Source organism: Allobosea sp. TBD101, from assembly GCF_059817965.1.
The window spans coordinates 5,337,549-5,349,089 of record NZ_CM187543.1 but is presented as its reverse complement, the minus strand read 5'-3'; the positions used below and the strand labels follow the sequence as shown (position 1 = coordinate 5,349,089).

Here is an 11,541-nt window from a genome sequence, read left to right as displayed (position 1 = left end):
TTAGGCCTCACTCGATCACGATCCGGACCTTCGACGGGTCCTTGCCCTGCGTTATCGCCTTCACGAAGGCGTCGAAGCGTTCCTTCAGCGCCGCGACTGTGCACGGCATGCCGCCGTCATGGAGAGCGGCATGAAGCTTGGACTCATCCACGCCGACCCGTTGAAGACCTCCGAACACCTCTTGGAGGGCCTTAACGAAGGACTTGTCGACCATCCCCGGCATCAACCTCCCCGCCATGAAGGCTTCGATCTCGGCCTTACCCATGGCATCGGATACGAGCGCCACGTTCGCTACGACGCTGGGATCTTCGAGGTTTTCAAGCAGGGTTTTCGTCCAGTTCGTCGTCATTGCGTCGAGCTTCTCGTCGACGTCCAGAAGTCGACGGTCCGCCGCCTTCCCATGCTGCGGCTCGACGGCCGGGCGGAACTGGCAATGCGGGCACAGCGGTTCCTTATCGAGCTCGCCCGCCGTGACGGCGAAGCAGGACCTGATGTTGATGAGTTCGTTTTCGGTGTTTCGAAATTCCACGCTCGGCATCACCTCGATGCCGGCAAGGCTGCGCAGATTGGAGACCCTAACGTCCTTGAGGAGCTGCTCCTTTCGCTTGTCGTCGGAAGCTCCGAGCCGCGACGACTTATGGAGAGCGAGATAGGTCTGCTGGTAGTCGGCCTTGAGCGCGGAAAGTCGCTCCGTCGCCTGATGGCGGAAGGCAGCGGAGGTTCGCTTCTCGGGATCAGCGATCGCCACGAGCAGTTCGGACCGTGCCGTCCGCACTGTCGATTGCCAAGGATGCTCCTTCTCCATCACGATCTCGGCCTTGCCGAGATAGTTGGTCAACTGGCTGAGTTGATCGATGAGCGACTGAAGCCCCTCGATCTCCTTGCATAGGTCGAGAGCCTGCCGCTGCCCGGTCACCGCCGCACTGTCGTGCGGGAAGTTCTTCAGCTTGCCGACCGTGTTGAATGGCTGGACGCCTTCAAGGAACGACTTAGCGCCGACGAGCCGCGACCTCCAGTCATCCCTTTCCTGGACCGTAGTGACCGGTAGCCCCCAGAAAAGGAGGTCGTCCAGCTTGGCGGAGGAAACCATGAGGCGGTTGATCGCATCGGAAGCCCTCGACTGAATCTGGGCGACGGCGTTCTCTCGGTTCGCGGGATCAACGATCAGGCCGGGCGCCACGCCGAGGAGCTCGCAAAGGTCCCGTAGCGGACCTATCGGGATATCCCTCGGGCGCTCCAGATGCTTGAAGTTGGCTAACTCCACGACCGGCATTTTCGCGAACTGGTCGACGGAGGATGCATCGAGCTTCCTGCCCGGGACGTTGACCACGATGTCGCCGTTGTGGGTCAGGGCGGCGAGAACGACGGCAAGGAATTCCGGCTCCATGCCGAAGGCCGTCCACGTCTCGATGCCGACGAACGGCGACGATACGAGGTCGGATCGGTTGAGGACTTGCCCTTGGCCCTTAGCGGCCAACTCGGCCAGTACCTGCCTGGCGTACTCGGATTCCTGCGGGCGAAGGGTGTCGCCATCAAGCAGGCCGAGGGCATCCAGCACCGCGGTGCCCTGCTTCGACCGCAACGTACCGCTGATCCATCTCAGCGCGTCCTGAGCGGCCTGCTCGCGGTTCTGGGCGGTGATCTGAACCTGGAAGATCGGATACTTCGGCGCCAGGTCGGCGAAGTGGGACGAGAGCAGGACCGACCCGGCCGTATTCACGTAGTCACGTACGGTCGGCGAAGAAGGCAGGCGCCCCTGGACCGTCGCCTGCATCGTCTTCGTCCGGCCCTGATATGTGACCTCTACGGCGGTCGGCATGTGCTCGCGCAGCCACGCGGTCAGGGCCTTCAATTGCTCCCCGGCCTTCTTGTCGTAGACCGGCTTGTTACCGCTTGAAGCCTCCGTCCAAAGCTCCTTTGCGCCCGCGAACATCTTCAGCGCCTTCTCGAACGAGGCATCGCGCTTCGTCAGCCGGAAGATGACCTCGTCAGCACCCTTGCCGTCCTTGAACGCGGGGACGTCATGGACCTGGAGGAAATAGAGGTAAAAATCGCGCGGGGGTTGTGCGGTGGATCGCTGATTGGGCGCGCCGAAGAAGAGGTATCCGCTTCGCCCGGAGCGGCGCTCGATCCACTCCAGTTCATGTTCCCAGATCCGGTAGCCGGGTACGTACTGAGGGGCTTCGGGATCCTCTAGTATGACTCGTCTAAGCGCGTCGAAATAGTACTCGTCTAGCTTGGAGGCTTCGAGGGATTCGCCTCGCTTTTCGATCAAGGCGTCGAAATCAACATCCTTCTTGAGGTCCAGGTAGAACTGACCGTTGTCCCGATTATGAGAGATGAACTGGCCGCTGACCGTCTTGACGATCTCGTTCATCACCGTCTCGACAAGGGACTTGAGGAAGTCCGCCTCCTTCTGAGGCGTCGGCAGGATGAGGCAGAGATCGTCGCGCAGCTCCTCGGCCGTGGGTCCGAGCGGGGCGTAGATGTCGGCGGTGGTGAGCCTGTGAACGGATAGCGCGTGGACGATGCGTAGTGCCACGGGACGATACGCAGGCCTTGTGAAGGCGAGCTTGATCCGATCTTCGAGAACGGTGCTTCGGTCGATGACCTCCTTGATGTCCGGGTCCGCACGGAACGACGGATTGTCCTTCAGGTTCAGCCAATAGCTGTCGTAGGCGATCAAGCCCGGCTCATCGCTCGGAACGTCGTCATGAATGATCCGTCCTATCGCGGCGCTCAGGGTCTTGAGCACCTCTCGCTTCTCCGCGACCGAGACCCTCTCGAACACGTCGAGGTAAGCCGGATGGACGGGGAACAGGCGAACGAATTCGTCCATCCTCTCGGTCAGCGAACCGTAGAGCGGGCCGAACTTCGAAAGGTGCGCGCGGATGTCGGCTTCCTGCTGAGCCGTCTTTTTCAGGATGCGATGCGCGACGACGAAGGCAACGTCGTCGCGCGCGATCCGGACCTGCTCGAACCGGTCCTTAACCCGTCTCAACGGATCGGCGATAAACTGGAAGCGCGGATTGTCGAAGAGACTTTCCTGGACACCCGCAATGAAGCGGAAGCGCGTGCCGCCGCTGATCTCGCCGATCTCGCGGAGGAACGACAGATCGAGAACCGCTTCCTGATCGCGGCGCGAGCGGAGGTAGTCGAGGAGCTCGTCCAAAACCAAGACGAGCCCCTTATCCGGAAAGGACAGCTCGAACGCGGCCATCATCTCGATAAGCGCGGACTTATTCTCATGACGCTCGTTGGCGTGCGGAAAGCGATAGTTCACGCCAAGACCGGCGAGCCCATCTTCGAGGATGCGACAGACGATGTCCCGCAGAGACATCGTCGTCGATCCGATCTCGGCTCGGATGACCTTGAACTTTCCAGCCACGGACGACGCCGGCGTCGAAAGCGACGCATCCGTCAACCGGGCGGCGAGCTCCTCGCGTTCGGCGATCGCGGAGATGACGGCCATCAGGTGCGACTTGCCCGTGCCGTAGTTGCCGACGACCAAGAGCCCTTTATTGTCAGCGTCCAGCTCGAACTGGAGATGCGGGAAAACCGTGTCCTTGAGAATGCTCTTGACGCGCTCGGAGACGACGAAGGTATCGACCAGTCGACGCGCCTCACCCTCGGCATCCGCCTCCCGCAGTTGCACGACCGATTCGATCGGTTCGAACTGGATCAGATCGGCGTACTTCATGTCGTGCGTTCCGTTTGTATAAGAGGGTTCAGATTGCGATGGCCGGCGATTGAATGTGGCGCCAGCTTCGCCCCTCGGGATGGTTGGGCCTCGCATATGAAAGGGTGTCTCCGTCGAGAGTGCCACGCCAAGAGACGATTATGGTCATGGAGCGCGACAAACTCGTCAGCAAACGCAACGGATCGATCATCAATGCACGGTCGAACAGGATCTCGACATGATCGAGAAACACTGGGTCGCTCCCAGCCGACTTGAGGACGTCCAACAGCAGACCCTCGACCCTTCTCGCACGCTCGGCCGTCGACAGAGGCGCTAGGCGCTCCGCCAGCGCGAGGTTGAGGTTCACGACCTCGATGCCCCGGCGAGAAGCCGTAGCCCTCAGGGCGGAAGCCGGAGATGCGGTGACGGATTGAACGATAATCGCTAGCCGATGGTACGAGGCCGCCGCCTTTTCGATCGTTGCCTCTATCGCAGCTATGGCGTCGTTCACGGCATAGCTCATGACTTTGAACGCTCCTTCGTCCGGGAACTGAGCCAAGCCTTCAACGCGTCCTCAGTGATCGCCGATGCCGACGTTTCGTCATCCACCGCCGCTTTCTTCACGTCCTTGATGACGTCCGGATTGACGTGGACAAGGAACTGACGCCGGCCATCGGCGCGCTCACGTCTGGACTTCCTCGGATTGGCGTCAATCATGAAGGGCTAGCTAGCTCGATAGCGTGCAGTGGTCGAAGGAGATTCGCACTGGATTCGCGAATAGGCAATGGATCCCTCAACCATCGATTGCGATGGTTTACGGCGAGAGGACCTCGTACTTCCAGCTGTGGTGGCTGTAGAGGTACTGGGCGCCGCCGAGGCGGTCGGTCAGCTTGGCTCGGATACGAAAGCGCGTGCCGACGGGATGATTGCGGACGATCGACCTCGGGCATTCCACGTCAATGCCCGGCGGAAAGCCCTCCTCCGCGATCGGACGGACGTGAACATCACCGTGGCGTCCCGCGGTCGAGCCGACGCGATAGGTCTCGACAACGATCGATCGATAGGGTTCCAGAGCCAGTGCCATTCGATGCCCCCATGTGCCGCAGGGGCAATTTAGCATGACGCCGATCAGTGCGCTCAGTCCGCGAGCTCGCGGCGCGTTGCGTTGTCCAATCCGACCTCATGGCCCACCAACTTCGCCACTCGCCGGCTGACGGCGCGCCAATGCCCGGCGGGTCGGCTATCGTCTATCAGCTTACCGTGGCGAACCTGGTGGGCCCGCCACTTCGCGACGCCATAGGCTTGGACGCCGTGCTCTTCCATCAGCTCGGCGGCGTCGCGTTCGACCTGCTGCGCCACCTCACGCCGCCGATTTCGCCATGCCGCGAACCATGTCAGCCGCGGGAAAAATGAGTCACGCGGCCTGCTCGGTGAAGGAAGAGGCTTCGGCAATGGCCTGGAACTCCTCAAGGTATTCCGGACGGTGTTGCAGAAGGTAGCGGACTACTCGCGGGTTGCCGAGAAGCTTCGCGAGATAGCCTTTTACGACGGTCAGCTGGAGATGCTCGCGCCCGTAGTCGTCCTGGACCTCGGAGATGGATTCCTGGAGGCGGGCGAGCTCCCTCTCCATCCTTGCCATCGCCTCGGGGGTGACGCCCTTGACCTTCTTCGGCTTCGTGTCGCCGACCAGCTCATTGGCGGGGGTGCCGGCGAGGATCGCCGTGGCGTAGGCGACGGTCAGGTTGTTGGCCGCGACCAGTAGCTCGGCGGCCTCGATCTGACGCATCGGCTTCATCCGCTTGAGGATCTCGAAGACGGCCATCGGGCATGTCCTGTCCTTCAGCAGCGAGACAGCCTCCTGGCAGATGCCGTCGAGAAGCCGGACCTTCCGCTGGACGCTGTTGACGTGCAGGCTCAACGCACGGGCGATCTTCTCGTCGGGCACGCCCCGCGCGATTGCCTTCAGGATCATCGCGTGCTCCTGGACCGCGGAAAGGCGGCTGATCCGCTTGTTGAAGGTGAAGGCCTCGTCGTCGGTCGAGACGAGGCATTCGACGTGCGCGTTCCCCATGTCCTTCAGGATCTCGACGCGAAGGTGTCCGTCGAGCAGCAGGTAGCGATCGGGATCGCCGGCGATCCGCGAGATGACCGGCGGCTCGACCAAGCCGATCTCCATGACGGATGCACGGATCTGCTGGTATTTATGGCTCGCCTTCACCGTCGCCCGAGGCGGGCGGACCGGCAGCAGCGCCTCGATCGGCACGGAGACGCAGTCGGTCTCGAAGGCGATGATGGGCGGGGTTGCCTGGTCGGTCACGGTGCGCCTCCCCCGATGCGGGCTTCGAGATCCTTCGGCAAGGTGTCGAGCCGCTCGGCCCGCAGCAGCGTCACGAAGTTCTCGTCCGCCCGAAGGGACTTCAGCGCCTCGACGACGAATAGGAGGCGGGTTTGGGTGACCGCCGCCTTCTTGACCAGCAGCCGCTGTCGATCGGCCTCCTGCTGGAACATGTGGATGAGGGCCTCAGAGGTTCGGACGCGGCTGAGCTTGCGCCCGAACGGCGTCTCGGACAGGTGCTTGCCGCGCCGGGTCCGCTGCTCGATCAGGCGGCGCATCTTGATCAGTTTCGGTCCGGTCAACTTGCCCTCGGTGTAGGCCTCGGCGAGCAGCTGCTGGATGTTCTCGTCGTCGGCCTTGGCGATCTCCATCGCGACGGTGATCGGGATCAGCCCGGTATCGACGGCCTCGACGAGCCGCTGCTCACCCTTCTCGATGAGATGGGCCATCATGTGCACCCACTCGGCCGTCGTGCCGATCTTGTCGGCGATCTCGCGGTCGGAGTAACCGCGCTTACGCAGGGTCGCGACGTCCTGGAGCATGTCGATCGAGCGGTGCTGGCGGCGGGCGCAGTTCTCCACCAGGCTCATGACCAGGCAGTCCTGCTCGGAGGCGTCGGTGACGATCGCCGGGATCTCGGTGTGCCCCAACTCCCGGAAGGCCTCGATGCGGCCCTGACCGCAGGCGAGCCCGTAGGATGGTTGCCCGTCCGGGCCGACCATCGTGTTGACCTTGATCGGTCGCTTCAGGCCGACCGCACGGATGCTCTCGACGACGTCCAGGAACTTGCGCCGATTCCGGACGCGCGGGTTCAGGACGACGATGCGGTCGATCGGGATCATCCGCACCCTGGAATTCGCAGCTTGAGTCATGCCGCCTCCTCGAACCTGGCTCGCGCCGCTAGCGAGAAAAGGAAATCCAGCGTCTCGAACCGATAGCCGTCCAGCGACAGGCCGTTGCTCTCGGCGAGTCTCAGGTTGGGCTCGGTCATGTCGAGGCGAGGGAGCAGGTAATAGTCCAGCGGGCCGACGTTGCTTCGGTCCATGCGGACGGCCACCGTGATGTCCGGCGCGAGCCCAGCGTCCAGCCGAATACGCCAGCGCGGCTTGCCAGCGGCGGTCTCGGCGCAGCGGGCGATGACCACCGAGGCGGTGAACTCTCCGTTCACGCGCAGCAGTCCGGTGTCGTGGTCGACGACCACCTCTCCCCCCGCGTCGCGCAACCCGTCGACCACGGTAGCGACGACGTCCGGGTGGAGGGCGCGGAGCCGCCTGTTGACGTCGATGTAACGGTAGTCGCGCTCGGGGCTGTAGCCGACGCGATGGTAGGCCCGCAGGAGGCTGCCGAAGCGGTTCCGATACACGCTGCTCGACGGCATCCCCTCGGTCTCGTCGATGACGAGGCTGGATAGGGCTCCCTGCTCGGTCAGGAGCGCCTTAAGGAGCTCCAGGAGTTCCTCGTCGGATAGGCGCCGCGTGCGCTCCTCGATGATCCTGGCCGCGCGATCGAAGTCCGCGGGGTCGACGAGCGGCACGAAGGCGCCGCGCGCCCGCACCCACCGGTCGGGCGTGTTCACGACCCGCTTCTGCTTCAGCTTGAAAGAGACCCGGTTGAAGACGTTGTCGCCGATGTATTTGGGGTTGGTCAGAACCTGGTGGACCGTGCCCCGCGTCCAGGGGCGTCCGAGGTCCGTGACGGTTCCTTCGAGGTTCAGGCGTGCCGCGATCTGAGCCTCTTGGACGCCGAGGTCGACGAACAGGCGATAGATGCGCCTGACGACCTCGACCTCCTCGGGCGGGCCGGGGATGAGGATCACGCGATCGGTCTGGAGGCTCTTGCGCTCGCCGATCGTGAGTTCGGACTTCGGGTCCCCGTTCTCGTCGATAAGCAGCCTGCGCAGGCCGTAGCCCGCCATGCCGCCTTGGCGAAAGCCCTTCTCGACGAGCCGGCATTGGCCCGCGAAGACCTTGACCGAGAGCTCGCGGCTGTATTCGCCCGCCATGACCCTCTTCACGGTCTTCAGCAGGTTGGAGCCGATGCTGCCGTCGTTCTCGAACTGCTCGGCGCAGTAGTGGACGACGATGTCGGCGCGCGAGCACAGGAACTCCAGGTGCGCGCCGTGGTCGGCGTTCTGGAAGCGGCCCCAGCGACTGACGTCGTAGACCAGGATCGCCCCGAAGTCGGCCTCGCCCCGCTCGACGTCGGACAGGAGCCGCTGGAAGGCGTCGCGCCCTTCCAGGTTCAGGCCGCTCTTCCCGGCGTCCTCGTAGACGCGGACGATCTCGATCTCGCGGGCCTCGGCGAAGCGTTTGATGCTGTCGAGCTGGTTCTCGGTGGAATAGCGCTGGTGGTCCGTGGACATCCGGACGTAGGCAGCCGCGCGCTTCGAACGCTCCGGGCCGATCCTGGCAATCCTAGACGATCCGTAAGCGCTCCTCACACGATGCAACTCCTACTCCTCGCCGTGAGAAGCCGGCGACCGGTCGCCGGCACTACAGCGCGGAGGCGATGGAATGTCCTTTCCGAAATCGGGCAACGTCTTTCCCAACGGGACGCGAAACGCCGGCGCCGAGGCGTCGTTCGCCAAGCTGGTGGCGACCGCCCTGCGAGCGTCGCTTCGCGGCCAAGCATCGGCGGTCAAGACAATCGCGAGGTGGACCGGCGCGAACGAGCGCACGGTCAAGAACTGGCTCGCCGGCGACCGCGCCCCCAGCGGGGATCATTTCCTCGGCCTCGCCGCGAACTGCCCCGGCGTGCTCGCGGCATTCCTCGCGGCGATCCACCGGAACGACTGTCTCGTCATGGCGGACATCGAGGAGGCCCGTGCCAAGGTCGCGGCGGCCCTGACGGCGTTGGAGGCGGTTCGGGCCGTTCAGCTGGAGGCGGCCACCCAGCCATCGGCCGGCGCGTGACCTAGCGAGCGAACGTCGAGAGCGTCGGCAGGATCTCGCCGATCTCGCGTTGGAAGTTGGCTTGCTGGCCAGTGCCGGGGAAACTGACCACGTGCAGCGGGCACGTCAGGCCCGCCCGGGCTCGCGCCTGCGCCAGAGGAGTGGCGATGGTCTTCGCGATCCCGACGATCGCAAGCGGTCGGTAGGCTGCAAGCCGCGAGGAGAGGCAAGGGACGGCGGCGAGGTTCCGCGCCGCTCGCTCCCGCGGCGCCAATCGGTTCACAGGCGTCAGGACGAGGTCGTCGAGATAGAGGCCTGCGTCCCGAAAGCGATCCAGGAAGGGGCGCGGCCCGGGCAGATACGGCGACAGCGCCTTCGACAGATACCGATGGACCTGGCTGTCGCCGGCGTAGAAGAACCTCCCGCCGGCGGGCGCCGACTCCCCGCCGAAAAGGACGGAGATCCGATCCGGGCGATAGGCCGCGCGGAGGGCTTCGGCGTTGGCTGCGACGTCAGCGAGGTCTGGGAGGGGCATGGCCATGGACGAAGCATGGCCCGACGATATGAAGATAGGCCTTATCGGCGGTGTTCGAGCCGGCCATGCCCATCAAGGCGGCATTCACCATTCCGCGGCATCCTCCGCCCGGGAACGGGGTGCTGGAATGCCAACGAGATCTGAAGTCTGGGCGATCGCCGACAGGTTGCGGGCGAAGCCCGAGCGCGTATCGATACGCAGCGTTCGCGACGCCTTGCCCCGCGGCGGCTCCTACCGCGTCATCGGCGAGCACCTGGCCGCTTGGAAGGCAGAGCGGCATTACCAGCCGCGGCTTGAACTCGCGCAACTGCCGGAGGAGCTCCAGGAGGAACTGGCCAGCTTCGGGAAAAGGGTCTGGGAGGCGTCCATGCGCGAGGCGACCCGCCAGTTCGAGGCGGATCGAGATCGGCTGGAGGGGCTTCGCCTTCACGACCAGAAGCTGCGCGACGAGGCCCTGGCCGGCGCCGACGCGGCGGAGGGCCGGATCGCCGCCGCAGAAGCCAAGGCCGAACGGCTTGCCGCCGAGCTCGCCGCGGCGCGCGAGGAGGCGCGCGGCTTGCGGCGGAAGATGAGCGCGGTGAGGCCGACCGGAGCGGACGCGGAGGAAAGGCGCCGGGCCGAGCGAGCCCGCTCCCGGGCGTTCTGGGAGAAGGTGATGGGCGAGGCGCAGGCGGCGTTGGCCCGCATCCACGCCGCCGGAGGCGGCCTGACGCGCGACCAGATCCTCAAGAAGCTGTCGCGGGATCTGCGCGAAGAGGCGACCGCCACGGGTGAGGATCTGGGGGTGGCGAACCTGTCGAAGCGGCTGGACGAACGCGTCCTGCGCGGGAAGTTCTTCACGAAGAAAGATGGGGTGTATCGGCTTCGGACTGCGGCTTAGATCCGCGCGTTCATCGCGCAGGATTCCTATTGCCGGGTAGCGCGAGTCGGGTAACGCTACCCGTTATCCGTTACCTGCTTCACGATCGGGTCGAGCGGTATCCCAGCGGCGGCGACCCGCAGCCGGGAGGCGCTCATGGTGCGGCCTCTTGGAGCGATGCAGCCGATCGAAGGCTATTGCTGCATCGAGAGAGAGTGCCGGATCCGCCGCGAACGAAAAGCTCCGTTGTAGCCGTGAGTTAGGTGTTTTCGGTGGCGCGACTCAAAATGGGTCACGACATACTGATGAACGGGCCGCCCGGTGCCGGAAAGTCGATGCTGGCGAGCCGTCTGCCCTCGATCCTGCCGCCGCTCTCGCCGCGCGAGCTGCTTGAAGTCTCGATGGTTCTGTCCGTCGCCGGAAAGCTGGCCGAAGGCGCCCTGACCGACCGGCGGCCCTTCCGCGCGCCGCATCACTCGGCCTCAATGGCGGCGCTCGTCGGCGGCGGCCTGCAGGCCCGGCCGGGCGAGGTCTCGCTCGCGCATCACGGCGTGCTTTTCCTCGACGAGTTGCCGGAATTCCAGCCGCAGGCGCTCGATGCCCTGCGCCAGCCGATGGAGACCGGCGACGTCCTGATCTCCCGCGCCAATCACCGTGCCGTCTATCCCGCGCGCTTCCAGCTCGTCGCTGCGATGAACCCCTGCCGCTGCGGCCGGGCGACCGAACCCGGCTTCGCCTGCCGCCGCCAGCCGAATGAGCGCTGCATGGCGCAATACCAGGCGCGCGTCTCCGGCCCGCTGCTCGATCGGATCGACATCGCGATCGACGTTCCCGCCGTGACGGCGGCGGACCTGATCCGCCCGGCCGCAGGAGAGAGCTCGGCGATGGTCGCGGCGCGTGTCGCCACGGCGCGCCATATCCAGGCGTCGCGCTTCGAGAGCCTCGGCCTTGGTCACGTCATGACCAATGCCGCCTGTCCGGTGTCGGTGATCGAGGAGGTCGCGCGGCCGGACAATGCGGGGCTTGCACTTCTGCGCGACGCGGCGGAGGCCCTGCGTTTGACGGCACGCGCCTATCATCGCGTGCTCAAGGTCGCCCGCACGCTCGCCGATCTCGATGGGGAGGCGAAGGTCGGCCGGTGTCATCTCGCCGAAGCCCTCTCTTACCGGGCGCGTGGCGAGGAACTCGTCCAGGCCGCCTGAGGCCGAGGGTTAATGGACCCTCCTCTCGAACCGGTCGAAT

General features: G+C 64.7%; 11 protein-coding genes and 1 pseudogene. 3 read left to right on the top strand and 9 right to left on the bottom strand.

Translation table 11 applies throughout. From position 1 onward, the window contains the following. Positions 1–7: 7 nt before the first annotated feature. From AC6RIC_RS25910 to AC6RIC_RS25875, 8 genes are all read right to left on the bottom strand, one after another. Complete coding sequence (locus AC6RIC_RS25910) at positions 8–3,700, bottom strand: DUF6079 family protein (protein ID WP_499734522.1); 3,693 nt, start codon at positions 3,698–3,700, stop codon at positions 8–10. Positions 3,701–3,728: 28 nt separating this feature from the next. After that, positions 3,729–4,202, bottom strand: a complete 474-nt coding sequence (brxF, locus tag AC6RIC_RS25905; protein WP_499734521.1) for a BREX-3 system P-loop-containing protein BrxF — start codon at positions 4,200–4,202, stop codon at positions 3,729–3,731. After that, positions 4,199–4,396 carry a hypothetical protein gene (locus tag AC6RIC_RS25900; RefSeq protein ID WP_499734520.1) on the bottom strand — a complete coding sequence of 66 codons (198 nt, stop codon included), beginning with the start codon at positions 4,394–4,396 and terminating at the stop codon, positions 4,199–4,201. Before AC6RIC_RS25900 ends, brxF begins: the two co-directional genes overlap by 4 nt. A 97-nt stretch (positions 4,397–4,493) precedes the next feature. Continuing rightward, positions 4,494–4,763, bottom strand: coding sequence for a hypothetical protein (locus AC6RIC_RS25895; RefSeq protein WP_499734519.1), 270 nt, complete (start codon positions 4,761–4,763; stop codon positions 4,494–4,496). 53 nt (positions 4,764–4,816) lie between these two features. Beyond that, positions 4,817–5,038, bottom strand: a complete 222-nt coding sequence (locus AC6RIC_RS25890) for a hypothetical protein (protein WP_499734518.1) — start codon at positions 5,036–5,038, stop codon at positions 4,817–4,819. 55 nt (positions 5,039–5,093) lie between these two features. Continuing rightward, entirely contained in the window at positions 5,094–5,996 is a 903-nt protein-coding gene (locus AC6RIC_RS25885; protein ID WP_499734517.1) for a plasmid partitioning protein RepB C-terminal domain-containing protein, read from the bottom strand. After that, complete coding sequence (locus AC6RIC_RS25880) at positions 5,993–6,886, bottom strand: plasmid partitioning protein RepB C-terminal domain-containing protein (protein ID WP_499734516.1); 894 nt, start codon at positions 6,884–6,886, stop codon at positions 5,993–5,995. Before AC6RIC_RS25880 ends, AC6RIC_RS25885 begins: the two co-directional genes overlap by 4 nt. Further along, the gene (locus tag AC6RIC_RS25875) at positions 6,883–8,376 is read right to left on the bottom strand and encodes a recombinase family protein (RefSeq protein WP_499734515.1); all 1,494 of its coding nucleotides are present in this window, start codon (positions 8,374–8,376) and stop codon (positions 6,883–6,885) included. The genes AC6RIC_RS25880 and AC6RIC_RS25875 overlap by 4 nt, the downstream gene beginning before the upstream one ends. Positions 8,377–8,527: 151 nt before the next feature. Here AC6RIC_RS25875 and AC6RIC_RS25870 point away from each other — a divergent pair, with 151 nt between their 5' ends. After that, entirely contained in the window at positions 8,528–8,926 is a 399-nt protein-coding gene (locus AC6RIC_RS25870; protein ID WP_306222352.1) for a hypothetical protein, read from the top strand. 1 nt (position 8,927) lies between these two features. Here AC6RIC_RS25870 and AC6RIC_RS25865 read toward each other — a convergent pair whose 3' ends face one another. Continuing rightward, a complete protein-coding gene (locus AC6RIC_RS25865; protein ID WP_499734514.1) occupies positions 8,928–9,446 on the bottom strand; it encodes a hypothetical protein in 519 nt (172 codons plus the stop codon). Between AC6RIC_RS25865 and AC6RIC_RS25860 the strand changes: the two genes are divergently transcribed. Both AC6RIC_RS25860 and AC6RIC_RS25855 read left to right on the top strand, forming a co-directional pair. Next, complete coding sequence (locus AC6RIC_RS25860) at positions 9,445–10,320, top strand: DNA-binding protein (RefSeq protein WP_499734513.1); 876 nt, start codon at positions 9,445–9,447, stop codon at positions 10,318–10,320. The genes AC6RIC_RS25865 and AC6RIC_RS25860 overlap by 2 nt on opposite strands. Positions 10,321–10,589: 269 nt before the next feature. After that, a pseudogene (locus AC6RIC_RS25855) lies at positions 10,590–11,501 on the top strand (YifB family Mg chelatase-like AAA ATPase); the annotation flags it as partial. Between the last annotated feature and the right edge of the window lie 40 nt (positions 11,502–11,541).

What these genes read in the sequence shown, in the direction of transcription:
- AC6RIC_RS25910 (WP_499734522.1), bottom strand. Translation starts at nt 3,700, where the DNA reads ATGAAGTACGCCGATCTGATCCAGTTCGAACCGATCGAATCGGTCGTG.
- brxF (WP_499734521.1), bottom strand. Translation starts at nt 4,202, where the DNA reads ATGAGCTATGCCGTGAACGACGCCATAGCTGCGATAGAGGCAACGATC.
- AC6RIC_RS25900 (WP_499734520.1), bottom strand. Translation starts at nt 4,396, where the DNA reads ATGATTGACGCCAATCCGAGGAAGTCCAGACGTGAGCGCGCCGATGGC.
- AC6RIC_RS25895 (WP_499734519.1), bottom strand. Translation starts at nt 4,763, where the DNA reads ATGGCACTGGCTCTGGAACCCTATCGATCGATCGTTGTCGAGACCTAT.
- AC6RIC_RS25880 (WP_499734516.1), bottom strand. Translation starts at nt 6,886, where the DNA reads ATGACTCAAGCTGCGAATTCCAGGGTGCGGATGATCCCGATCGACCGC.
- AC6RIC_RS25875 (WP_499734515.1), bottom strand. Translation starts at nt 8,376, where the DNA reads ATGTCCACGGACCACCAGCGCTATTCCACCGAGAACCAGCTCGACAGC.
- AC6RIC_RS25870 (WP_306222352.1), top strand. Translation starts at nt 8,528, where the DNA reads ATGTCCTTTCCGAAATCGGGCAACGTCTTTCCCAACGGGACGCGAAAC.
- AC6RIC_RS25860 (WP_499734513.1), top strand. Translation starts at nt 9,445, where the DNA reads ATGGACGAAGCATGGCCCGACGATATGAAGATAGGCCTTATCGGCGGT.
- AC6RIC_RS25865 (WP_499734514.1), bottom strand. Translation starts at nt 9,446, where the DNA reads ATGGCCATGCCCCTCCCAGACCTCGCTGACGTCGCAGCCAACGCCGAA.